This window comes from Roseateles sp. P5_D6 (assembly GCF_054049415.1).
The window spans coordinates 43,270-65,369 of record NZ_JBFUMK010000028.1 but is presented as its reverse complement, the minus strand read 5'-3'; the positions used below and the strand labels follow the sequence as shown (position 1 = coordinate 65,369).

The window sequence follows — 22,100 nt, the reverse complement described above, 5'->3', positions numbered from 1 at the left end:
GGCAAGCTAAGCGGGAACTTGATTCAACGCGCCACCGTGCCGGGCGGGTCCGAGCGGTTGAACAGCAGGGCGCCATGCGCGCGCGCAAAGTCCTCGGTGCAGACCTCACCGACGCGACCGCGCAACCGCGGGTAGAGCGATTCCAGTTGAGCCAGCGTGAGCTTGTGTTCCACGCGCACGTGGTGCACGCAGACCGCGCCGTACTCGCTCCAACCCGCCTCGAAATGCTGGCCGGGCAGCAGGTCTGGCCGCTGCACGCCGAGCGGGTCGTAGACATCGATCTGGTGTCCGTTTTCGGTGTAGGGCACGCCGTGGCCGCCGTAGTCGGCGCGCACCATGCGCGCACATGCGTTGAAGGTGCTGCGCAGCGGCACGCCGGTGGGGGTGGTCTGCCATGGCTCATAGCCCATGCGAAGGCATTTGGCCAGGGCACCGCTGGTGCAGCTCAGTGCAAAGGCCGTGGCGTCTTCGCTCAGCGAGCCGTCGGCCTGCTCGCGCCCGGGCAGCACCACGGCGTAGTGCGTGCCGTCGCTGTGCGGTGAGCACAGCGGCTGCCAGCCCTGCTGCTCGGTCCGGACCGACAACTCGTGGGCCCACCAGCCGCGTTCCGAGCCGCCGCTGATGTGTTGCACGCTGTCGATGCGTAACGCCGCGCCGCCGGCCAAGCGCAGCTCGGCGCCCACCAGGTCGGCTGAACGCAGTGCACCGCTCTCGGTCTGCAACACCCACTCGGTGCCCTCGGCGCGCAGCGGGGCGACGGGCGCGATTGGCGCCGCGGCGGCCACCAGCCCGTGCAGGGCGCAACCCAGCGTAGTCAGAACCCAGGTGTTGATGGCGGCCATGGTCGGGTCCCGATGGGACAGGTCAGCGAACTGCCAGCTTGCGGCCGTCGCGCAGCACGATGGTTTCGACTTGCGGCAACGCGGCGCTTGGGGCGCTCAGGTCGGTACCGTTGGACTTCATGCCGTTGACGACGAAGCCGTTGATCTGAATCCCGTTGACGACGAAGCCGTTGATCTGAATCCCGTTGAGGACGAGGCCATTGATCTGAATCCCGTTGAGGACGAGGCCGTTCGTGTACAGCCCGTTCGTGTACAGACCGTTGGTATACAGGCCGTTGAGCTGTGTGCCGTTCGCCAACGCAGCTGCCTGGGCCGGTACATGGGCCAGCGCGGCGACGGCGAAGGCAGCAGAGAGGATGGTGCGGAGCATGGTGGTCTTCATGGAGGTTTCCTTGGGGTGGATGTGTTGCGACGGCAAACGCACCTGTCGCTACTTGGGGATACGCGATCGCCTCGGATGGAGCGTGAAGGCGCTTGGTTTGGTCCGCCGACGCGCCTAGTCCTTACTTGGCGAGATGCCCCTTGAACCGGTGACGCACGTGTATGTAAGGCGCCCGCGCGCCTCGCGACTACGCGGGGCAGGCTGCCGCTCTGTCGTCAGCCTTCGACGAGAAGTGCATAACGTGCACCTTCTACGTCGTTAGCTTTGGCGTCGAGCGGCCGAGCGCCGCCGAGGCGGCTCGCTCCGCCGAGCAGCAACCAAAGCTTCTGCGTCTGCGTCTGCGTCTGCATCCACAGCTTCCGCGCCGAGTTGGAGGGGCTCGGCGGCGGGCTGGCTGTGGCGGACCGGTGTCGGGTAAGGTCGCGCTCACGCTGAGGTCGGCATCAGGTCCGCACCCGATTCTTGGCGCGTACTCAATGCCTACTGGAACCAGCGCGTGAAGCACACGGCCCCCACGGGGCCGGCGCAAGTTGAGCTAACAGCAACTACGGGCTTATGCGCCGCAGCATGCTCCTACTCGATGATCGCCTCGTCATCGCCAGTCTCGCTGTGCTTGCGCCAGGCACGAGTCGCGCGTCGCATGAGGTTGAGCTGGGCGACGAAGCGCGCGCAGGCGAAGCAGACCCGCACATGCAGTTGCAGGGCCAGACGGTCGGCGGCCGGAATTTCATGGTCTTCGTCTTCCAGCAGCAGGCGCGCGGCTTCGCGGCAAGTGAGCGTGTTCTTGAGGCTCATGTGGCCACCTCGTCGAACCAGCGCACCTGCAGGCAATCTCGCAGCCTCATGCGCGCGCGGTGAAGCAGCACCCACAGATTGGCGGACGTGATGGCCAGTTCGCGACAGATCTCGTCGGACTCCAGCTCCAGCCACTCGCGCATCATGAACACGCGGGCTTGCGTAGGCGGCAGGTGCTCGCAGCAGACCTGCAGCACCTCGAAGAATTGCTTCTGGCAGCAGGCAGCATCGGGGTCACCCCAGTCGCGTGGCGCTTCACGCCAGTGGCCGTCGGCTTGAAATAGGTCGTCGAACAGATCCTCGCCGTCCTCGCCAACGAGCACCGTCGCCTCACGGGTGTTGCGGCGCAACTGGTCAACGAGCTTGTGCTTGAGGATGCCGATCAGCCAGGTCTTGAGCTGGGACTGGCCACCAAAGGACTGCGGGCGCTCCAGTGCGGCGAGCAGGCACTCAGACACCGCGTCCTCGGCCCATGCATCGTTTCTCAACTGAGCCCGCGCGAACCTCAGCAGATGAGGGCGCAGGCCTTCAACCTGTAGCGCAAAGTCGGTCATGGGGTCCCATGGCAATCGCGATGGTCCAGTTTACAAAGCGCCGCCTTGCCTGCAGCTTGCCGCACGGCCGCGGAACAGTCGAGGAATGGTTCTAGGGGGTCAGCCCGGCCGTCCCTCCTCCCAGCCGTGGTTCACGAGCGAATCAATGACGGCCTGTTGCGCCGGGCTTGTGGGACGCTCGGCCTGGGTCAGCACGCTGACCTCGCGCACGATGGGCACGTCCGACATGGTCACGTACGCAAGCCGAGCGGCGCGGGCGATGGAGATGGGCATGAAGGCGACGCCGAAGTTGGCGCGGACCAAGGCCTGAATCCAGTCCTCGCGCGATGACTGCTGCACCACCTCCAGCCGCACGCCGCGGTCGCGCAGCAGCCGCTCGATGTAGGTCGAGAACTCGCACATCACACGCTCGCAATAGCGCTCGCGATTGAGCTCGGCCATCTCCACGCTGACGCGGCCGCTGAAGCGGTGGTCGTCGCCGATGGCCAGCACGTAGTCCTCGCTGAACAGCGGCGTGGCGGCGAAGCGCTTGGGGATCTCATAGGGAGAGCACATGATGCCCACGTCCACGTCGCCCTGATCCAGCGCATCGGTCAGCGCCTCCAGGTTGCCCTCGCGAAAGCTCAGTTCCACCTCGGTGCGGCCCTCCTGGCTCTCCACGAAGCCSGGCAGCACCTGGTGGAAGTCGATGGTGCACATGACGCCTACGCGCACCACCTCGCGCTGCACGCGCGTGAGGCGCCTGGCCTCTTCGCGGGCGTGATTGGCCGTCTCGTAGATCTGGCGGAAGTTGGGCAGCATGCCCCGACCCAGCTCGGTGAGCTGCACCGAGTTCTTGGTGCGGTCGAAAAGCCGTCCGCCGATGGCCTCTTCCAGCCGTTGTATGGCCTTGGTGAGCGCCGGCTGCGACACGAAGGACCGCTCCGACGCACGCGTGAAGTTCAGCGTGTCGGCCACGGCCAGGAAATAGCGGATCTGGTAGAGCTCCATGCGCACCTCGGTCGAGGACGGGCGCAAAACCTTTCAGTGAAAAAGCACGTCGCCGATAACCGCCGCCGATGGCGCGATGAATTGTTGCGATTTCCGCGCCGCGGGCCCGGTTCCTAAGCTTCTCCCCGTTGACGAGCAAGCCTATGAACACCCCCACCCAACCCCTCAAGACCCTGGTCGTCGCCGGCGGCGGCTTTGCCGGCACCACGCTGGCCCGCCGCCTGGAGGCACAGCTGCCGCCGGGCTGGCAACTCGTGCTGCTCAGCGAAGAGAGCTACACCACCTTCAACCCCATGCTGGCCGAGGTGGTGGGGGCGGCCGTGTTCCCTGAGCACGTCATCGCGCCGATCCGCGAGATGCTGGTCACGACCCGCTTCATCATGGGCCGGCTGGAGCGTGTCGACCACGCGGCCAAGACCCTCAGCTGCTCCACGCTGGCCGGCCCGCTGGAGATGAGCTTCGACCATCTGGTACTGGCTTTCGGTCAGCGCGCCAACCTCAACATCATCCCGGGCCTGGCCGAGCATGCGCTGCCGCTCAAGCTGGTGGGCGACGCGATGCACATCCGCAACCGCCTGCTGCAGCGCCTGGCCCACATCGAGCTGAGCCACAACAAGGCGCATCGACGCTCGCTGGGCCACTTCGTCGTCATCGGCGGAGGTTTCTCGGGCGTCGAGGTGGCCGGTGCCGTCGTGGACTTCATCCGCAGCGCACTGCGCTGCTATCCCCGCGTGAAGGCCCACGAGCTGCGCGTCTCGCTGCTGCACGACGGCGACCGACTGCTGCCGGAACTGCCGGCCACACTGGGCATCTCGGCCGCCAAGTCGCTTGCGGAGCGCGGCGTGGACGTGCGCCTGGGCGCGCGTGCTGCCAACGTGGACGCCTATGGCGTTGACCTGGCCAGCGGCGAACGCCTGCCGGCCGCCACCGTCGTCTGCACCATCGGCGCACGCAGCAACCCATTGGTAGAGCGCCTGGGTCTCACGACTCTGCGTGGCCGCATCGTGACCGACTCCGATGGCCAGGTGCCCGACCGGCCCGGCCTGTGGGCAGTCGGCGACTGCGCCGCGACCCTCAACCTGGCCGATGGCCAGCCTTGCCCGCCGACGGCGCAGTTCGCCGTGGCTCAGGCCGAACAGCTCGCGCGAAACCTGCTGCGCCACATCGCTGGCCAACCCACCCGCCCCTTCAATCACGAATCGCGCGGAATGATGGCCACAACCGGCCATCACCGCGGTGTGGCACAGGTCTTCGGCATCAAGCTCACCGGCCTGCCTGCATGGCTGCTATGGCGGGCTTACTACCTCATGCGCATGCCCACGCTGGGCCGCAAGGTGCGCATCTGGGTCGAGTGGACCTGGAGCCTCTTCTTCCCTGCCGACGTCACTCATCTGCGCTTCACGCGTACTGCGGACGTTGATACGCCACCACCTGCCCAACCCACGAATCACTAGGAGCACCCGCATCATGTTCATTGGCAAGACCGCCCTCGTCACAGGCTCGACCTCAGGCATCGGCCTGGGCATCGCGCGCACCCTGGCCGCCCAAGGCGCCAACATCATCCTCAACGGTTTTGGCGACGCCGCCGAGATCGCACGGCTGCGCGGCGAGTTGGCCGAGCAATACGACGTGCAAGTGCGCTACGACGGCGCCGACATGAGTCGCCCCGAAGCCATCGAGGACATGATGGGCAAGGCACTGTCCGAGTTCGGCTGCATCGACCTGCTTGTCAACAACGCCGGCATCCAGCACGTCTCGCCGGTGGACGAGTTCCCCGTCGACAAGTGGTACGCCATCCTGGCCATCAACCTGTCGGCCTGCTTCCACACCACGCGGCTGGCACTGCCGGCGATGAAGAAGAAGGGCTTCGGGCGTATCGTCAACATCGCCTCAGCCCATGCGCTGGTAGCCAGCCCCTACAAGTCGGCCTATGTGACGGCCAAGCACGGCGTCGCGGGCTTCACGAAGACCGTGGCGCTGGAAGTGGCCGAGGGCGGCATCACCGTCAACGCGGTCTGCCCCGGCTATGTGCTGACGCCGCTGGTCGAGCAGCAGATCCCCGACACAGCCAAGGCCCGCGGCATCAGCCCCGAAGAGGTGGTGCGCAACGTGTTGCTGGCCGCCCAGCCCACCAAGAAGTTCGTCACCGTCGAGCAGGTCGCCGCCCTCACGGCCTTCCTGTGCTCAGACGACGCGGCCTCCATCACCGGCGCCATCCTGCCCATCGAAGGCGGCTGGACGGCGCAGTAAGCCCGGGCTCAGCCCACCCACCCCCAAGGAGAACTCCCATGCAAAAACTGACCCTCATCGCCATCACTGCACTCGCCTTTGCAGGCGCCGCCCATGCCGGCGAATGCCCGGCCGACAAGCTCGCCGCCAACGCGCTGCAAGGTGCGGCCACCGCCCCGGTCGGCGTGACCGACACCGAGCTGGCCTCCATCGACCTGTCTAAGGAGAACGTCAAGCTCGACCAGCGCCGCCTGCGCATGCGCCACATGACCATCGCCCCTGGCGGCGTGGTGCCCCTGCACAGCCACGAGGACCGCCCCGCGCTCATCATGGTCAACAGCGGCGAGATCTACGAGTACAGCAGCAAGTGCAGCGTGCCCGTCTTGCACAAGGCCGGTGACATCGCACGCGAGTTCCTGGGCACCAAGCACTGGTGGAAGAACGTCGGCGCGCTGCCGGTGGAGCTGACCATCGCCGACGTCGTCAACGACAAGAAGCCCGCCACCATGGAAAAGATGATGTAAGGCCGCGGCCACCGCCCACGACCCTGTCCAGCAACCCAAGAAGAGACACCCGATGAACGCCACCACGACCTCCACCGTCAAGGCCCGCAAAGCCCGCACCGCACCGCCAGCGGAGCAGCACGGCCTGCCAGGCCAGGTTGTGCTGGTGCTGCAGGGCGGCGGGGCGCTGGGCGCCTACCAAGTGGGCGTCTACCAGGCGCTGCATGACGCGGGCATCGAGCCCGACTGGGTCATCGGCACTTCCATCGGCGCCATCAACGCCGCACTCATCGCGGGCAACCCGCCCGAGCGCCGCATGGAGCGGCTCAACGCCTTCTGGCAGCACGTCGAGCAGCCGGTCACCACCGCCGGCCCGCTGGACTGGCTGGGTATGGGCAACTGGGTCGCCAACATGACCACGGTGATGCGCGGCATCCCAGCCTTCTTCGAGCCCAGCAGGGCCGCGCTGCGCGGTGTGCGGGCCAACGTGGGCGTGGAGTCGGCCGCGTACTACAGCACCGAGCCGCTGCGCGAGACGCTGGCCGAGTTGGTCGACTTCGCCGGCGTGCAGGATGGCCCCACACGGCTGACAGTGGGCGCCGTCAACGCCTGCACCGGCGCGATGCGCTATTTCGACAGCGAGCACGAGGCCCTGTGCGTCGAGCACGTCATGGCCTCCGGCGCGCTGCCGCCGGCTTTCCCGGCCGTGCGCATCGACGGCGAGCCCTACTGGGATGGCGGCCTGTACTCCAACACACCCATCGAGGCCGTGCTGGACGACCGCCGCCGTCGCGACTCGCTGATCTTCGCCGTCAACGTGTGGCACCAGACGGCGCCCGAGCCCGAGTCCATCTGGCAGGTCATGGGCCGGCAAAAGGACATCCAGTTCGCCAGCCGCGCCGACAGCCACATCGCGCGACAAAAGCAGATCCACCGCCTGCGCCACGTCATCCGCCAACTCACGCAGCAACTGCCGGCGTCCAAGCGGGCTGACCCGACCGTCAAGGAGCTGTCGTCCTGGGGCTGCGGCACCACCATGCACGTGGCCCATCTGCTGGCGCCCCGGCTGGAGGGCGAGGATCACACCAAGGACATCGACTTCACGCCGGCCGGCGTTAAGGCACGCCGCGAAGCCGGCTATGCCGACACGATGCGCATGATTGAGCGCTCGCCCTGGCGCGAGCCCACCGACCCCATCGAGGGCGTGGTCGAGCACGTCTGAACCGGGAAAGAGGATGACTGCCATCTGGTTCACGGCCTTGCTCTGTGTCGGCGCCATGGGCTTCGCCATCCAGCGCGGTGGTACCTGCATGGTGGCGGCAGTGGACGAGGTCATCACCGCCCGCCGTGCCCACCGCCTGGCCGCCATGCTGGAGGCATCGCTATGGGTTGCCGGCGGCCTGGCGATCGGCCAGCTCATGCATCTGGCTGGCAGCATGCCTCCCGGTTTCGCGTCCAACGCCTGGACGGTCGCAGGCGGCGCGCTGCTCGGGCTGGGCGCCTGGGTCAACCAGGCCTGCGTATTCGGCGCCATCGCCCGCCTGGGCTCGGGAAACTGGGCTTACGCCGCCACGCCGCTGGGCTTCTATGCCGGCTGCTTGAGCGTGCAGCCCCTCTTCGCGCGCCCGGCCGCGCAGACGCTGGCCCACGCCTCAGCGCTGGAAGGCCCTGCCTCTTTGCTGGCTCCGCTGTTCATTGGCTACGTCTGCTGGCGCCTGTGGCCCGGCCTCGCCGTGCTGAAGGAGCCGGGCCGCCTGCGGGTGCTGGGCGAAAAGGTCTGGTCCCCGCACGCCGCCACCATCGTCATTGGCGCGAGCTTTGTCGTCACGCTGCTGCTGGCCGGCAGCTGGGCCTATACCGACGTGCTGGCAGACCTGGCGCGCATGAGTGGTGCCTCGCAGAAGGGCCCAGGCCTGTTGCCGCTGCTGCTGTTTGTCGCGCTGTACGCGGGCGCACTGCTTGGCGGCCTCACCGCCGGTCGCTGGCGCTCGGCCCGGCCTCTGCTCGTTCAAGTGCTGCGCTGCTTCACAGGCGGCGTGCTGATGGGCTGGGGCAGCCTCTTGATTCCCGGCTCCAACGACGGCCTCATCCTCATCGGTATCCCCACGTTGCGTCCCTACGCCTGGCTGGCTTTCGCAAGCATGTTCCTCTCCATCGCCTTAGCCATGCTGATTCACCTTCGGTGGCGGCAGTGGCGTGTGGCTGAACGTCCGGCCCCATCGATTCGCTGAGCGTAAATATCTCGCGATTGAGCCCATGTCCATAAAGGCATGATCAGAGGGCTCTGATGCCGTTCATAGGGTCGCGTGATACCGAGGAACAGGAACAGGCCAAGAAACGCAACGGGATGGTGGGCGAGCAATGTGTACCAGCGCGACCAGCAGTGGCACGGCGGCTTCAGCGCTGCGCCCCAGACGTGTGGCGCAACTGCCTGCTCCGCGAACCGCACTAGGCGCGACCGCGTCGAGGCAGGTTAGCGTGGCGGCCCGTCGGCTACCGCGGGCGGACCTGAGCATGCGTTTGGAGCGCCTTGCAAATGTTTCAGCGCTCGGATGACTGCTATGGAGCTGTGACCGTGCATTCGTGACCAGGCCACGACTGGCAGCACCCGCTGCGGTGCTGTCCATAGCCGTGGATCTGGAATTTCGGCTTTGGGCACATAGCTGCCGCATCTACGCCGGCCGCGAACGACGGTACCCGCTGCAAAGCCGTCCCCCGATTTTTTGCTCAACCCCGTTGCAGATCACCGCTTAGGCACAGACACTGGCTGTCCAACTAGCGGAGGGTCGCCTAATCACGCGGTAGCGCCCGAATTGCCGACTCGAACGCCGCAAGAGCTTCATCAAGGGCCTCTCGGTGAGCTGCGAGATCTGCGAGATGCGAAGCGTCCATATGGTGGCGCGGCGGAATGGCGTCGGCCATCTTTTGAAAGACTGCTGCCAAGCGCGCCACACCGCCAGCCGCGTAGTTGATCTTGCGGCGCTGGATATGCAGAGCGGGACCGTGCGAGGCGCTCAGCGGCGCGCCAGCGCAAAAGTGGAGCAATGCATCGAAGGCAAGCTCATCGAAAGAACCTTCGCCTCCGTAGAAAGCGCGAAAGACGTCGGGAGCACTGGCGGCGTCCTGCGCATGGCGGGTGACGCGCGCCAGCTCTGCCAGCGCATCGCGAATGACGTCGAGCTCGACGAACTGCTCAGCTGCGCGGCGCCTCGCTTCGGCACGCTGCTGCCAATCGAACTGGTCCCTCGCAATCCACGCCGCCGCCAGCACGGCCAGCACAGTGCCGACGCCTTGAACCCAGGCTGCGACCGAGGTGCTATCCACTTTGCCATCGGTGCTGATGGGTGGATAAAGCCACAACAGGGTCAGCACGCCCGGCACCAGCAAAAGGATCACCACGAGCAGCTTCCAGCGCGTCGTGAGCGTGTGCTTGATCTTTTCCATCTGCTCCCACCGCCTGTAACGAAGAGTATGCCGGAGGCCGCTTGAGTGACTACACAGCCTCCCTCCGCCAAAAGACCAAGTTGGCCCAGTTCAAGGGAATGACGCAAGCCTTAATTGCTAAGCGTCCAAACGACGTGCTTGGTGCTCTTGGTCTGCGTGCGGGCGAAGACGGAGCCGCAGTCCTGACACTGCCATTTCGTTCGCGTGAAGGTCATGGTGTTTCGGTCAGCGTCCATCGGCACTTCAGACAAGTTCGCTTCCCAATTGGCTTCAGGCCGCTTCAGCACGCCGTCACAGTTGTCGCAGGGCTCCATGGCTTCTCCCGGTTGGAGGGCCAAGTATGGTGGCGCCGGACTACACCGCCGATCGCTCCGAAGGCCGGTGGCGCGCCGCTATGGATGGTCGTTGATGACATGGTCGGTCAGCGCCTGGAGCTGGGCCAGCACGATGACGGCGCGGTCGGTGAGGCTCGGATGGCTCACGCGGGGCCGTCTTTCGCGAAATTGAGCCGTAGTCGCGCGCGGCTTCCATTGGTGTCTACTTCCAGCACTCCAACACTTGCAGGGAAGGCTGGGATGCAGCGCTTCAACACCAAACGCGTTCTGGAAGCAGACCTCGCAAGCGTGGACTACACGGCGTTTCATGAGATCGTTCTGGTTCGCCCAAACGAAGATAGCGGCCCCGCTATTTTTTCGAGCTTGCTGGTGCAAGACACGCCGCGAGGCGAGGCGCCGCGAGGTTTGCACCCCAACCCTCATGAGCAGTTGGCCATAGAGGTCAGCGGAGACCCGGATTCCCGGGATGTCGCCGTTGCCGTGAAGAAGGCACTCGGCCTTGATGGCCCGGTAGGCGTCCCGTTCGGCTGGCACGTCTGAGCAGCTGGCCTCCATCCGGCACCGCCTTCCTTAATGTTGTCGGCGAGCAGCTCCCACCACCGGCGCAAAATAAGTTGCCGCAAAACAGGGAGCCGAAAAATGACCGACTCGCTGCACAGGGCACTCGACGCTTGGGCCTCTGGAAGCTTCAGCAGCGGGTTCTCATAGCCCATCAGCGCGCCTCCCGGCTAGAGAAGAGAATGGGGCGCTCTTTCAACGGAGTCTCCTGATGGGCAGACTGGGTCATGCGGTTTGGGCAGCGTCGCGACACTTGTGGCCGGACGGTGCCGAGGTTGAGCAGCAGGTCGAGCCGGACGTGACGCGTCTGGTTGTCAGGCCGTCGCGGCCGGGGGCGGGGTACACGCGCCCCATCGCCGTGTGTTTCTGAAAGCGCACTGTGGCTGCCATGCGTGAGGCCGACGACGGAGCCCTGGCCAGGATGGCGGAGAGCGTGGCGGCGTCGATGCAAGGACGTCTCGCGGCGTATGACCCAGACGGCAAGCAGGGGGCGGCCTTCATCGTCGACATCGACGAGGCCGAAATCGGCCTGTGAGCCTTCACAGGTGACCTGGCACTTTGCCGTCAGCGCGTTTGGATCATCGCTTCGTTTAGCGTCCCAGCGAGGCGGCGGCCGGCCAGCGCGAATTGCACGACCAGAGAGTCGTCCCAGCGCACCTGGTAGGCCATGCCGATCGAGCGGTCCTCCGGGTAGAAGCTCGCAGTGCGGCTGAGCCGGCATGATTCGGCGGCCCAGCGCGCGGGTTCCGCTGGGCTCGATGCTGTGCGCTGCTCAAGGGCGTTGACGTCTCTCAGCAGCTGACTCAGTCCGCCGGCGCGGTGCCTGATGAGATCGCCGTCCCAGACAGCGTGGAGGTTGGTGCCGCGGCCGAAGGCGCGGACCTGGAACAGGTTGCCGCCCTTGTCACGGGGCAGCCCGACATGCAGTGGCTGGTGGATGTCGCCGACTAGGTGGACGACGTACTTCAGTGCCACCAGGCGCTCCGCGTCCGGAGCGTTTGACTTCAGGATGGCTACCTTCGCCGTGATTGCCTCGACGACGCATCGGCCGTCTGGGCAGTCGCGCTGCCTGCTGTAGTTGCAATCGCCCTCAGGCGGGTTGACGTAGTGCAGCGGAGCAGTTGCGCCCGAGCGCGTCTCGTCGGCCCAGGTGGATACGGACACGAGCGTGGCGCCTGGCTCCAGGCTCAGCAGGCGGTCGATCTCAGCCCTGGCTACCGGCGTCAGCTGTGCCGCGGCCAGCTCGGCGATGAGGCGATGGCCGTCAGCGCCCCAGGCGTGTGCGTTGGTAGGGCCGAGGGCGCACAGGGTGGACAGGATCGTCCCAGCGATGCGCAACAACGTGGCGACCGTCTCTTGACCTGCCTCGATTGTTTGGCTGCAGAGCGGACACCTTGTCTTGCCGAGAATCAGGAGGGCCATCGGTCGGGGAGCAATGTGGCGGTGGCGCATTGTCGCCAGCCAGTGCCGGTCAAACCCGATACGGCAGGTCCCGAGACATGAGCGATGGCTGCATTGCTGGCTTCCGTTGCAACCAATGAAACAAACGCTCTTCGCCTTTTCGCGTTGGTGGACCATACATTGGCAACCCCTGCTTTTCCTCCCTAAGCAGGCGCTTGGCGCGAAAGCGAAGGCGTTCAGCCCCGGTCTAGTGCCGGGGCATCTTTTTGCCGAAGCTTGTGGTCATTGCCAGAGGGACCGCAAAAGGCTGCAAGCCGACGTTGACGTCATTTGCCAGGCCGAGAGATATTGGGGCAAAGGCCTTCTCGACCGCAATTGCGGAAGCTCTCCAGCTGGGTCATGAGGAGCGCTTCAAGGTAGATCTTGGTGCTTCGCAGCGTCGCGCTAGCGTAGTCCTTGCAGAACTGCTGAGCAGGAATGCTGTCCTCGCCACCCAGCGTGGTGAAGGCATTGGCCACCTGCTCTGAAATAACTTTGGCCGTTTGCTGGTCGTAGAGCCTCGCTGGTAGCTGCGCTGCCTTGTGATCTCGATCGACATATGCCCGCCATTGAGCCTCAACCTCGGCAAGAGCTTCCGAATTTCGCTCTCTCCATCGCTGCAGGCCATGGCTGATCGTGTCTGCATATTCCGGGAACAACTCCATGCAGCGTCTACCCGTCGCTACTGGAATCAGCGTTCGGCCGTACGCGTAGCCCACCGATTCGTCGTACTGATCTTGACGCGTCAGCTCTCCAGCCACCAAAGGGCTCGCCGCGAACATGAGAAGAAGGGTTAGAAGGGCGTGGCGCATGCCGCCAGTCTCCCATGGCAACTAAGGGGCCGCTTCCGCTGCAGAGCCGACGTACCGCTCCGTTGCTGATCGCGGCTGCGCGACTCGATCGGGTGGCCTGGCTATGCAGCGTGTCGCTGCACCGCTGCCGCAGCCGAGGGAACTGGACGACAGTGGCAGACATGGCGAGCAAGGAGATTGCCTTCAACATCTCGGGGTCGCCGGGCGCATCTTCCGGAACGGTTCCCTATTCTGTTCCCCTAACCCGTCGTCCCCGTTGTGTTCATCACGCCGATGTTCTCGCCGACCGACTGCAACGTGGTCCCCGGTGTCCAGCGCTTGGCCGACTCGGACAGTGCGGCCAACTGGGCGGAGAAGCGGTCCAGGTCGGCGACCGGAATGAAGACCCACTGCGTGTGACTCGGCGTGCGGCCGGGCTCAGCAATGATCGTGGTGTTGATTCGGAACTTGAGATACCGGACCGGCGTGAAGCCCATCTCGAGGTCTCCGATGAAGGCCTCGGCGCCGCCGAAGTGGTGGAACTCTTCATCCGGGTTGATGAAGTCCATAGCGTCCCCTGGGTCAGTCAAAAAGGTTACCCGTCGTGGGCGGCGTTGGGCCCGGGTCAGCGGCGGGCTTGGCTTTAGGGCGTGACTTGCGAGCCTTCAGCTGGCGCGCCATGGGATCGGCTGCAGCCTCGCGCCACTCGTCGGCGAACATGTCGGGCTCCGACTCCCAATCGGCCGGCTCAGGCAGCGGCTTCCACGGCGCTGGCGCCGGCTCGGCCTGAAGCAGCTCTGCGGGGAATTGCCTGATGAAGTCGCCTGCCTTGTCGATGGAGCAATTGAGCCAAGCGTCCTGATCCTCCAGGCGTAGAAACACCGGCATCCGCTTTTCATCGCCGGACGGGTTGAAGCGGCTGAAGATCGGATGGCCGTCTGCGTTGACGGTCAGCATGGTGAAGGAGAGGATCTCTTCACCATGCGGGCCAATCCAGACGCCCCACAGGCCGGCCGCGCACAGCGGATCACCGTTGTTGCGCTTGACGGCCCATCGCACGGGATCGCCGGTCTCGTAGCACCATTCGAAGCCCCTTTCGATCGGGATCAAGCAGCGGTTGCCAGCAAACCAAGCGGCCTTGAAGGCGCGCTTCTCGCGCATCGTCTCGGACTTGCAGTTGTACGTTTTGCGGCCGAAGGCCAGGTCCGGCGCGAACTCAGGCAGGTAGCCGAAGAAACCCAGTTGGGCTTGGGCGACGACAAGCTCCGCTTTGTCCTCGGCGCGGATGAAGAAGGCCTTCAGCCCAGGGAACGCTGACTCGGGCGGCTCAACGTCTGACGGCCTGGACACACCGAAGTGCGCCATCAGGCGGTCGTCCATGGTGACGGGCTCGTAGTTGGAGCACATGGTTGTCCGGATGGGCTGGGTCAACGCGGCCGAGCCTACATCCAAGTACGGGGAACCCTCAGTTTTCCTCGGCCGCGCCATTGGCGTCGGGTTCGACCGGCTCCGCATGGCGGCAACTCCAGGCCACAGCCGAAAACTTGCCCTTGGGGCGGGTGTACCGGTACTTCCTGAAGGTCAGCCGCACTCGGCCGAGCCAGCCGGCGTCCACCTCAACGCGAATCTCATTCTCAGGAACCAAGGCCGCATCGGGCAGCGAACATTGAGCCTTTCCGACGTGCTCACTAGGCACGCGGCCTAGGATGCCGTTATCGACGTGAGTGGACGGGAGCGGGGTGATGTGTTCAGAGGCTTCAGTCATGGCGCAATGTTGGCCAGACGGCAGCTCACAGGATGAGCCTGTGACCTAGAGCTTGACCGGTGAGTTATCGCGGTAGCCCAGCTCAGCCCAGAGCTGGCGAGCTTCCTTGTAGAGCCGGTTTACTCCACTGTCACCGAGCACCGCGCGCAGCTCTGCTTCACTAGCCGCGAACGGCTTGGGCGTCGTGGCGACCCAGCCCATTTGATCCTCATCGACATCGGTGTAGACGTAGCTGATTGCGAGCCCGCTGGCGTGCAACGCATCCGGGAGCCCGAGGCCTTCGTCCTCACCCACCTTCCACTGCGAGCGCCAAGACACGACCTTGCACGGCAGCGGGCCATACAGCTGCCCTTCTTGAAAGGGGCCATCATCCTCGTGGCCACACTCGCGCCAAAGCAGCAAGGCCTCCTTGCAGAGCCGAGCTTCCAGCACAGCCATGGCTTCGGGGCCAAGCTCAAACATTAGCCGTTGACGCTCGTCTTCATAGTCACCCGAAACCGTCGAACGCCAGATATGTCGATCCTCTGCTTCCTTCGCCGGAAAGATCGTGATGCCTAGGCCGGAGGAGTGCACCGCCTGAGCTAGCGCACCTTCTTCAACATCGAGAACCCACAGCCGTCGCCAGTCGTCGGCGCTCAGGGTGGGGCTACGCCGCGAGGATTCATTGGTGTAGCCGAGTTCGGCCCAAAGTACCTTGGCCTGCCGATGCAGTTCGCCCCCAAACGCGCGGAATGCCTCCTCGCCCATCTCCTCGGACAACTCAAGGACGCGGCTCTCTGAGATCTCCGCGTCGCCGAGCACCCATCCCGGCGTGCCTTCGTTATCGATGGCGTCGTACTCGAACTGAATGCACCAGCCGCAACGGTGCCACGCCGTCGGAAGCGGTTTGCTGTGCTCCATGATTTCCCACAGCGTGCGCCAGGATGTATCGGTTGCCATGAGCGGCTCCAAGAGCGGTTGCGAGGCGTCAGAATACTGTACATGTATACAGTCTTCAACCGCCACGAACCGAAGGAGGGCAACAAGCATCATGTGGGTGGACGCAATTCAGACGAGGCAGCACGGGCGCAAGCTGCCACAGCAACACCTTGAATCACTCGAACCTGTGCGCGGACGCCTGTGGGTGACGGTGATGCGCGGGTGGGCGGAGGACGGCGAGCGCCGACCCATGACAGCCTCCCTGCTCGGCATCCGCGGCGGCCCTGAGCTGCGTTGGCGCCAGCTCGACCGGGCGCGGGTCAAGATCCGTGACGGCCAAATCATGGTGTTGGGCTACGAGGACCACGGCTTCTGCGCTAAGAGTCCCAAGCCTGTTCCTCAGGTGTGGTGGTGCGACCCCGTTCGGGATCCTGTCGATGAACAGGAGGCCCGAGCCAAGGCCCGGTTTCCACCGTCGATAGACAAGATCAGGCGGGCATCGCAGCAGCAATCAAACGTCGAGCCTGCTTGGGTCAGCCAGGGCGCACCAGAGGAGTTCAGATGAAGTACGACGACACGCACGTTAACGAAGCCGCGCTCAGCGTGGTCCGTGGGACCGACTTCGACATGGCGGTGATGGTCGATGAGTCGGGCAAGCCGATGCGCTACCTGTACAGCAGTCCACCATTGGGCGTGCCCTACAGGCCTCGCGAGGTGTGGCGTCGGCTTGTCGTGCACGTCTGCGACTGCGACGCGCCAGGCCTTTCACAGCGGATGCTTGACGCCTTGGGTGTGGATCTGATGGACGTGCCCTTCTAGGGCAGCCTGTCCAGCTGGCTGCGTGCGCTACGCCGATTGCCGAATGTGCATTCCACTTGCTTTTAGGAGGCCGCATGGCAAATGAGCCGATTCAACCTCTGCCTGGCAGACGCCCGGTCTATCCGGTGGACTCGAATGCCGCAGGCCAAAGCGACAACAAGCAAGCAGGCGCTTAACGGTCTGAAAAGAAACCGAAACTGCCTGCGCCTGGAGCCAAGGATGACCCTGCCTCAGACGAGAACACAGAGTCTGCGAACCACCCCAACGACGAGTGACTTCCGGCGACGGGGTGTAGCTGTTTCCTGTGCGTTCACGGACATTGAAGGTTCAGCCGAACCAGACGGGCTGGTACTCCTCGTTGGCCTTGACCCAGTCTGCCATGCTGATCTCGCGCACCTCGACGCCGGACAGGAATTTGACGCGCCGGTTGTGGGACTGGGTGCCGCTCATCTGGCGGGTGCAACGCATGATGCTGTCGCGGACCTGGTTGGCATAGGTCGGCTGCACTTTGCGCTGGATCGGCTGGATCTTGTCGGCCGGGCGGGTGAACAGGCCGGGGAACTGGATGGCGCGGTGGGCGGCAACGGTGGCGATGACTTGCATGGCGGGCTCCTGGGTGACTGCTTTCGATGACCATCAGTGTCTCGACCGCAAGGAGTACAGGCCATCGCCCTTAGTGGGGATTTTGCCGACGTGTCCCTCCTTTGGGGGTATGCCCCGTTGGCCTCCCTCTTCGGGGCGATATGCATTGAGCGCCGGCATTCAGACACTGGCGGCGCTATGAACAAGACGCCGCCAACCTCAGTAATCCAAAGAGAGAACGCCATGCATATTGCCGAGCGCCGCACCATCGACCGGACCAACAACGAACAGTGGCCTGAGGCCATGCGAGATGAGCTCAGGAAGGTTCAGTTTCTACACGCCGTCGAGGTCGACGAGGTTGACGGGGAGTCTTGGCGCGACATCTTCGAGAGCTTCGAGGGACGCCATATCCGTTTCATCTGACGACATCGTCGTAGGCTACCTTGCCGCGAGCAGCGCGGCCCTCTAGACAGTTGGATCCTCGTGCGTGCCGGCTTCCTGTTTGCCAGCCTCAAGCGATTCCTTCGGGGTCCGCGCTCCGCCTCATTTCGGCCTGCCCAACCTTGCTCCACGTCTCGTGATGCTGGAGCCGCTTAGTCGGTGACAACGCCACTGGGCCGAGGCTCTGCCGAGAGTTGCAGGTAGGTGACCCGTGGCTTTGGCCTGAGGAACGCCGGGTGAGTCCGCATAAGCCTATTCAGTTTCGCGTCGTAGGCGATTCCTTCTACCAAGCAGGCTTGAGCGATGCTCGGATTGAGGTCATGCAGCCACTTGTAGTTCCGCTTGACCCACGCGACCACGACCGCACGCAACGCGCGACTTTCCTTGTCGATGCTGCCGGCACCTCGGCGCCAGCCCATGACGTTGAGGCAGAAGCCGAGGATTCGTGCGCCCTTGTAGTTGGGGAATTTGCTCATCTCTGCGATGTCGGCGTAGATGAGTCTTCGTGCCTTGTGCTGCACTATGCGAGCGGCTGGGCCAGTCATCGTGAAGGAGAATAAGTCGCTCCAAACGCTGTTGTGCTGAACAGTCCAGCATGTCCATCTTGGCGACTTAACCGCCGACGCGGAGTAGACGATTTCCGCGACGGCGCGGGCGAGGCTGTCGAGCAAGGTGCCTCCAAATCGGTGGCGCTCATCGCGCTCACGCAACTTCACACGAGCAAGTGCCGGACTTTCGTTCAGACACTTCACGACCTCCTGAATGAAGTTCACCGCAACATCAAGCAATTCCACGGAGTCGTCGCTGGTATTTTCCGTGCCATCAATTTTGTAGATGCCTGATGCCAGTGATTGAATCGCATCAATCGCCCTGGCAAAGACAGGCTCATGCCTCACGTGCCCGTCGGCGATGAAGCTGCTCATGGTCATCAAGACGGCCCGGCTATATGCCTTCCACTGAGCAACGTCCCACGTCTGACTTATGGGGTAGTCAGGATCAAGCATGCTATTGATGGTGAGAACCATCTGATAGTTGGAGAACATCGCCTGACTGAGCGGTTTCTGATAACCCATCAGGCCCGTGTCATAGCCTTCGACCTCATGGAAGAGAAACGAATCCTTGTTCAAGATCGCCTCGGTCACGATGTTCGCCGCGAAGGGGCGGATGTTGACCACCGGCCTCTTTGCATCCCCTAGCTGCTGGAAGACTGCGAGTGCCGTCATCGGCGATGACGCGACGATGGCCCGACACAGCCGTCTGTCTGCGATCAATAGAACGAGCTGGTTTGCGTAGCCTTCAACGTCCGGTAAGGGGCGCGTAGTCTGGCCGTCTTGTTCGACGTCCCTCATGCGTTCTGTCGCAGCCGGATCGCTGGCGTGACGCATAACGGACTGGATTGAGTATGACAACTCGTCAGCGATGATGGCGAGGTCCGCAGATGAGCCTTGAATGACGATCCGATACAGAGCGCGTGCGTAGCGCTTTGCGTTGAGCTTCCCGTACGTTGGTGGTCTGATGAAGGCAAACCAAGCCCATAGTAGGAAGGTAAACAGAAATGTGAGGCCTAGCAGGGCCTGCCACGCTCCTGGGGACAGCAGGTTGCCTCGCGGGACCAACCATTGCTCGGCTCGCCATAGGTCCGTCATGAGCGTTAGGAATCCGACGGCAGCGACCACGGAGAAAGTGATTGTTTGTAGCGGAAGAGGGGCGGTCCGAACGCGAAACTTGTATCGGATGTCAGCCGTGGTCCAAGCCAGGACCATGAGAGCTAGGCCAGCCAGAAACTCGGAGAAGCCGAAGAATTTCTGCCCGCTTGAATCAAGCGGGTAAAAGCACACGAACCCGTAGCACTGCTCCACTGCCATCGCTCCTCCCAAAGCGGCATCCCTGTCGATCATCATCGCAGGGAGGTGCGCAGGGAGACTTGTGCTCGCGGCCTCAGTGCGTGGCCGCGCTCAAGTCCTTGAACCCCGTCCAGCTTGGCGCCGAGTTCGAGGGCCGAGATGCTGGTGTCATGCCCACCACGCTGGCCCAATCCCAGCATGCCTCAATGCTGCGCGAGGCCGCTAGACGCAACGGCCTCCATGCCTTGTTGGAATCGACGGAGGTCAATGAAGCTGCGGCGATCTGGGTCGTGCTCAGTCTACTTGTCCTCGGCCTGTGGCAAAAGCGTGCCGCCCTAGACGCTTCAGATATGGTGGTCTCCAAAAGAGATTGGAGCGGCCATGCCCATTGACTGCAGGTCCTTGGTGCTGCCAGCTAGTTTTTCTGAGCGCTACATTGCCGAGATGACCCGTGCCAACACACCTTCCAGCACCGAGATCGGCGACTCCTTTCGCGACCTCGTTTGCGAGTTGCTACGAACGCGCTTCTTTGATGCGAAGCCGGAGCAATTCATAGGCGGCACCAAGGTCGACATCGCCTTCCTCCAGCCCAATTGGGGGCGACACCAGCGCGTGGCGGTCGAATGCAAGAACTACGACAGGCCACTGACCAAGGCCGACTTCGAGGGCATCTATGCCAAGTATCAGCCGATGCTTGATTCGCGGTCGGTGGATCAAGTCTTGATTGTTAGCAACAAGCCTATCGGCGCGGCGGCCTTGGCCTACGTGAACAACTGGCGCGGCGCTAGCCACCAAACCTTCCGCGAGCTTGAGGAGTCCCTTCTAGGCCTTCGCCCCTACATCGAGGGCCTTGCAAAGCTGGTGCCCACCGCCGACGCCAAGTACGTCGAGGCGCGCTTCGAGGATCCCCGCTCAGCGGGGGAGTCCGCCCTGGACGAGATTCAAGCCTGGGCGCTAGACCCGGTGGGAAACAGCTTGGCCATCCTTGGAAGCTACGGTCAAGGTAAGACCAGCCTGGCGCGCCGAATCGCAGCCTACTTCGCGTCGTCCTACCTCGCCAACCCGACGAAGCGCATTCCGATCCTTAAGAGCCTGGGCGACGTCGTTCACGAGACACGCCTGGAAGGCCTGTTTGGTGCGCAGTTCACAGCGGATAGTCCAGCCCCAGGCTTTCAGTTCAAGACCTTCGAACACTTGAACCGATCGGGCAGGCTGCTTGTGATCCTCGACGGCTTTGACGAGATGAAGCACGCCATGACTGCTTCGGATTTTCTTTCCAACTTCCGCGAGTTCAATCGCCTGCTTGTGGGCCACAGCAAGGTCATCTTGCTCGGGCGCCCCAACGCGTTGCCGACCGACACCCAGCACCTGGTCTTTCGCGGCCTGAAGAATGTTGCAGGGCAGTCGGTGGCCAGCACCGAGTTTGCGCAGTGGAAAGAGCGCACACTGTCATTCTTCAGTGAGAAGGAGAGCCGCCAGCTTCTCCAGAGCTCCCTGGAATCGTCCGCCAATCGCTACGAAGTGGCGAAGCGTTTCACCTATCCCCACTCTTTTGTGGGCGGCCGCACTGCCGAAGTTCTTGATCGCGTGCCAAGGGACCTGCTCGCCCGCCCTGTGCACGTGCAGCTGATCGCCGAGCTTGCCGCTGATCCCGGATTCGACTTTGAAGGCTTTAATCGCTACAGCCTATATGACCATTTCATCCGGTCGATGGTGGAGCGCGACACGACCCAGAAGCCGGCACGCAAAGCCGTCGCATTGAACGACCGTCTGCAGTTCCAGCGCGATCTGGCTTGGTGGGCGTGGCGTCGTCCCGGCAAGTCGCAGGGCAGCTTCCTTCGGGACGAGATCCCTGAGTCGCTCCTAGCTCAACTGCCAGACGGCAATTCGGCCGACTTTGAGGGGAAGCGCAACGAGTACATCGTCTCGACGCTGACCGAAGAAAAGGAAGCCGGCGCACTGTTTTTCGCTCACAGGTCCTTTCAAGAATTCCTTGTCGCCGAGCGGCTGCGGTTGGCCAAGCCCGATCCGAATGCACACATCGACTACTCCGCGCACCTCACGCTCGACATCATCGCGTTCTTGACGCAGGCACCCGACGTGCACTACATCGCCGCGTGGTACGACACATTGCGCGTGTGTCCAGGGCCTCTCAACGGCGCATACCTGCGCTTCTTTGCGTCATTTACGAGCGTGGCCGAAGCAATGGCCGGCAGCGCCAGGTCCAACGTGGCCAGCATCGATCTGTGGACGACAGCCATCGTCACCCTTGCAAGCCGCGCCAAGACCCTTGGGGCACTTGAAGCAGCTGAGTTGGACAGCTTCCTGCTTCAGGCCGTTCGCGGCGGCAAAGATGACACGGCCGCCGTCGCTGCGCTGGCACTGTGGCAGTCGCATTCACGCACGCAGCCGCAACTGACCGCGTTGGCGGCTGCGTTGCTTGAGCGCGTCCTGCGCAAGTCGCGCGAGGAATCTGATTCTTCCGCTCTATCTATCGAGGCGAAGCACTTCGACTTCTCAGCAAACTGGGTCGGCAAGGGAATTCAGAAAATCTTCGCCCAGCCCGGTAAGACCGACGGCGTTCGCCTTAACCTCGATGGCGGCATGCTGATCGCGATGGCCATGGGTGAGATAAACGCGAAGCTTCCTGAGGGGCTAATGGTCTTCAGCGATGGGATAGAGACTACGAAGTTCGTAGAGGTTGAAGCGGAGCGGGTGTTTGCCCTCGTCGACAAAGATCTGCGCAAGACCCATGACGGGTTTCTTCGCGGTCGGAGGCTCAACTACAACGTCGTCTCGTTCGAGCGAAGTCGCACCTCGACTGGGACCTTTGGCCGCAGTTCGAACGGCCAGTCTGTCCGCTAGCGA

General features: G+C 63.6%; 28 protein-coding genes. 12 read left to right on the top strand and 16 right to left on the bottom strand.

The window, feature by feature from the left end; genetic code table 11:
* Positions 1 to 23: 23 nt before the first annotated feature.
* The 6 genes from ACXJKM_RS27230 to ACXJKM_RS27205 form a co-directional block, all read right to left on the bottom strand.
* Positions 24 to 842 (bottom strand): ADYC domain-containing protein, encoded by an 819-nt coding sequence (locus ACXJKM_RS27230; RefSeq protein ID WP_457356262.1) that lies wholly within the window; start codon positions 840 to 842, stop codon positions 24 to 26.
* 22 nt (positions 843 to 864) lie between these two features.
* Positions 865 to 1,224, bottom strand: coding sequence for a hypothetical protein (locus ACXJKM_RS27225; protein ID WP_457356261.1), 360 nt, complete (start codon positions 1,222 to 1,224; stop codon positions 865 to 867).
* 215 nt (positions 1,225 to 1,439) lie between these two features.
* Positions 1,440 to 1,574 carry a hypothetical protein gene (locus ACXJKM_RS27220; protein ID WP_457356260.1) on the bottom strand — a complete coding sequence of 45 codons (135 nt, stop codon included), beginning with the start codon at positions 1,572 to 1,574 and terminating at the stop codon, positions 1,440 to 1,442.
* Positions 1,575 to 1,797: 223 nt separating this feature from the next.
* On the bottom strand, positions 1,798 to 2,019 hold the full coding sequence (locus ACXJKM_RS27215) for an anti-sigma factor family protein (RefSeq protein ID WP_057298845.1): 222 nt from the start codon (positions 2,017 to 2,019) through the stop codon (positions 1,798 to 1,800).
* Complete coding sequence (locus tag ACXJKM_RS27210; protein WP_457356259.1) at positions 2,016 to 2,573, bottom strand: sigma-70 family RNA polymerase sigma factor; 558 nt, start codon at positions 2,571 to 2,573, stop codon at positions 2,016 to 2,018. The genes ACXJKM_RS27215 and ACXJKM_RS27210 overlap by 4 nt, the downstream gene beginning before the upstream one ends.
* Before the next feature lie 99 nt (positions 2,574 to 2,672).
* Positions 2,673 to 3,590, bottom strand: coding sequence for a LysR family transcriptional regulator (locus ACXJKM_RS27205; RefSeq protein ID WP_457356258.1), 918 nt, complete (start codon positions 3,588 to 3,590; stop codon positions 2,673 to 2,675).
* 116 nt (positions 3,591 to 3,706) lie between these two features.
* Here ACXJKM_RS27205 and ACXJKM_RS27200 point away from each other — a divergent pair, with 116 nt between their 5' ends.
* The 5 genes from ACXJKM_RS27200 to ACXJKM_RS27180 are packed head-to-tail and all read left to right on the top strand — an operon-like array spanning position 3,707 to position 8,526.
* Positions 3,707 to 5,017: an NAD(P)/FAD-dependent oxidoreductase gene (locus tag ACXJKM_RS27200; protein WP_457356257.1), complete on the top strand. Its 1,311-nt coding sequence runs from the start codon at positions 3,707 to 3,709 to the stop codon at positions 5,015 to 5,017.
* Between the two features lie 13 nt (positions 5,018 to 5,030).
* On the top strand, positions 5,031 to 5,813 hold the full coding sequence (locus ACXJKM_RS27195) for a 3-hydroxybutyrate dehydrogenase (protein ID WP_457356256.1): 783 nt from the start codon (positions 5,031 to 5,033) through the stop codon (positions 5,811 to 5,813).
* Between the two features lie 38 nt (positions 5,814 to 5,851).
* Positions 5,852 to 6,316, top strand: a complete 465-nt coding sequence (locus ACXJKM_RS27190; protein ID WP_457356255.1) for a cupin domain-containing protein — start codon at positions 5,852 to 5,854, stop codon at positions 6,314 to 6,316.
* A 52-nt stretch (positions 6,317 to 6,368) separates the two neighbouring features.
* A complete protein-coding gene (locus tag ACXJKM_RS27185) occupies positions 6,369 to 7,517 on the top strand; it encodes a patatin-like phospholipase family protein (protein ID WP_457356254.1) in 1,149 nt (382 codons plus the stop codon).
* 13 nt (positions 7,518 to 7,530) lie between these two features.
* Positions 7,531 to 8,526, top strand: a complete 996-nt coding sequence (locus tag ACXJKM_RS27180; protein WP_457356253.1) for a YeeE/YedE thiosulfate transporter family protein — start codon at positions 7,531 to 7,533, stop codon at positions 8,524 to 8,526.
* Positions 8,527 to 9,085: 559 nt separating this feature from the next.
* Here ACXJKM_RS27180 and ACXJKM_RS27175 read toward each other — a convergent pair.
* Entirely contained in the window at positions 9,086 to 9,739 is a 654-nt protein-coding gene (locus ACXJKM_RS27175) for a hypothetical protein (protein ID WP_457356252.1), read from the bottom strand.
* Between the two features lie 110 nt (positions 9,740 to 9,849).
* Positions 9,850 to 10,053, bottom strand: a complete 204-nt coding sequence (locus ACXJKM_RS27170; protein ID WP_457356251.1) for a hypothetical protein — start codon at positions 10,051 to 10,053, stop codon at positions 9,850 to 9,852.
* Between the two features lie 261 nt (positions 10,054 to 10,314).
* Here ACXJKM_RS27170 and ACXJKM_RS27165 point away from each other — a divergent pair, with 261 nt between their 5' ends.
* Together ACXJKM_RS27165 and ACXJKM_RS27160 are read left to right on the top strand one after the other, a co-directional pair.
* On the top strand, positions 10,315 to 10,614 hold the full coding sequence (locus ACXJKM_RS27165; protein ID WP_457356250.1) for a hypothetical protein: 300 nt from the start codon (positions 10,315 to 10,317) through the stop codon (positions 10,612 to 10,614).
* A 406-nt stretch (positions 10,615 to 11,020) separates the two neighbouring features.
* The gene (locus ACXJKM_RS27160; RefSeq protein ID WP_457356249.1) at positions 11,021 to 11,167 is read left to right on the top strand and encodes a hypothetical protein; all 147 of its coding nucleotides are present in this window, start codon (positions 11,021 to 11,023) and stop codon (positions 11,165 to 11,167) included.
* Positions 11,168 to 11,196: 29 nt separating this feature from the next.
* On the opposite strand, the gene ACXJKM_RS27155 is transcribed toward ACXJKM_RS27160, so the two are convergent.
* The 6 genes from ACXJKM_RS27155 to ACXJKM_RS27130 form a co-directional block, all read right to left on the bottom strand.
* Positions 11,197 to 12,054: a S1/P1 nuclease gene (locus ACXJKM_RS27155; protein ID WP_457356248.1), complete on the bottom strand. Its 858-nt coding sequence runs from the start codon at positions 12,052 to 12,054 to the stop codon at positions 11,197 to 11,199.
* Between the two features lie 305 nt (positions 12,055 to 12,359).
* Positions 12,360 to 12,884, bottom strand: coding sequence for a hypothetical protein (locus ACXJKM_RS27150; RefSeq protein WP_457356247.1), 525 nt, complete (start codon positions 12,882 to 12,884; stop codon positions 12,360 to 12,362).
* A 239-nt stretch (positions 12,885 to 13,123) separates the two neighbouring features.
* A complete protein-coding gene (locus ACXJKM_RS27145) occupies positions 13,124 to 13,432 on the bottom strand; it encodes a hypothetical protein (protein WP_457356246.1) in 309 nt (102 codons plus the stop codon).
* Between the two features lie 13 nt (positions 13,433 to 13,445).
* The gene (locus tag ACXJKM_RS27140) at positions 13,446 to 14,270 is read right to left on the bottom strand and encodes an SOS response-associated peptidase family protein (protein WP_457356268.1); all 825 of its coding nucleotides are present in this window, start codon (positions 14,268 to 14,270) and stop codon (positions 13,446 to 13,448) included.
* A gap of 58 nt (positions 14,271 to 14,328) precedes the next feature.
* Positions 14,329 to 14,628 (bottom strand): hypothetical protein, encoded by a 300-nt coding sequence (locus ACXJKM_RS27135; RefSeq protein ID WP_457356245.1) that lies wholly within the window; start codon positions 14,626 to 14,628, stop codon positions 14,329 to 14,331.
* Between the two features lie 45 nt (positions 14,629 to 14,673).
* On the bottom strand, positions 14,674 to 15,567 hold the full coding sequence (locus ACXJKM_RS27130) for a hypothetical protein (protein ID WP_457356244.1): 894 nt from the start codon (positions 15,565 to 15,567) through the stop codon (positions 14,674 to 14,676).
* 229 nt (positions 15,568 to 15,796) lie between these two features.
* Here ACXJKM_RS27130 and ACXJKM_RS27125 point away from each other — a divergent pair, with 229 nt between their 5' ends.
* Together ACXJKM_RS27125 and ACXJKM_RS27120 are read left to right on the top strand one after the other, a co-directional pair.
* Positions 15,797 to 16,111, top strand: a complete 315-nt coding sequence (locus ACXJKM_RS27125; RefSeq protein WP_457356243.1) for a hypothetical protein — start codon at positions 15,797 to 15,799, stop codon at positions 16,109 to 16,111.
* Positions 16,108 to 16,365: a hypothetical protein gene (locus ACXJKM_RS27120; RefSeq protein WP_457356242.1), complete on the top strand. Its 258-nt coding sequence runs from the start codon at positions 16,108 to 16,110 to the stop codon at positions 16,363 to 16,365. The genes ACXJKM_RS27125 and ACXJKM_RS27120 overlap by 4 nt, the downstream gene beginning before the upstream one ends.
* A gap of 327 nt (positions 16,366 to 16,692) precedes the next feature.
* Here ACXJKM_RS27120 and ACXJKM_RS27115 read toward each other — a convergent pair whose 3' ends face one another.
* The gene (locus ACXJKM_RS27115) at positions 16,693 to 16,968 is read right to left on the bottom strand and encodes a hypothetical protein (protein WP_457356241.1); all 276 of its coding nucleotides are present in this window, start codon (positions 16,966 to 16,968) and stop codon (positions 16,693 to 16,695) included.
* 222 nt (positions 16,969 to 17,190) lie between these two features.
* On the opposite strand from ACXJKM_RS27115, the gene ACXJKM_RS27110 reads away from it, so the two are divergent.
* Positions 17,191 to 17,370 (top strand): hypothetical protein, encoded by a 180-nt coding sequence (locus ACXJKM_RS27110; protein WP_457356240.1) that lies wholly within the window; start codon positions 17,191 to 17,193, stop codon positions 17,368 to 17,370.
* A gap of 170 nt (positions 17,371 to 17,540) precedes the next feature.
* Here the strand turns inward: ACXJKM_RS27110 and ACXJKM_RS27105 are convergent, their stop codons facing one another.
* A complete protein-coding gene (locus ACXJKM_RS27105; RefSeq protein WP_457356239.1) occupies positions 17,541 to 19,289 on the bottom strand; it encodes a hypothetical protein in 1,749 nt (582 codons plus the stop codon).
* A 113-nt stretch (positions 19,290 to 19,402) separates the two neighbouring features.
* On the opposite strand from ACXJKM_RS27105, the gene ACXJKM_RS27100 reads away from it, so the two are divergent.
* Together ACXJKM_RS27100 and ACXJKM_RS27095 are read left to right on the top strand one after the other, a co-directional pair.
* Complete coding sequence (locus ACXJKM_RS27100; protein WP_457356238.1) at positions 19,403 to 19,624, top strand: hypothetical protein; 222 nt, start codon at positions 19,403 to 19,405, stop codon at positions 19,622 to 19,624.
* A gap of 52 nt (positions 19,625 to 19,676) precedes the next feature.
* Complete coding sequence (locus tag ACXJKM_RS27095; RefSeq protein ID WP_457356237.1) at positions 19,677 to 22,097, top strand: NACHT domain-containing protein; 2,421 nt, start codon at positions 19,677 to 19,679, stop codon at positions 22,095 to 22,097.
* Positions 22,098 to 22,100 lie beyond the last annotated feature (3 nt).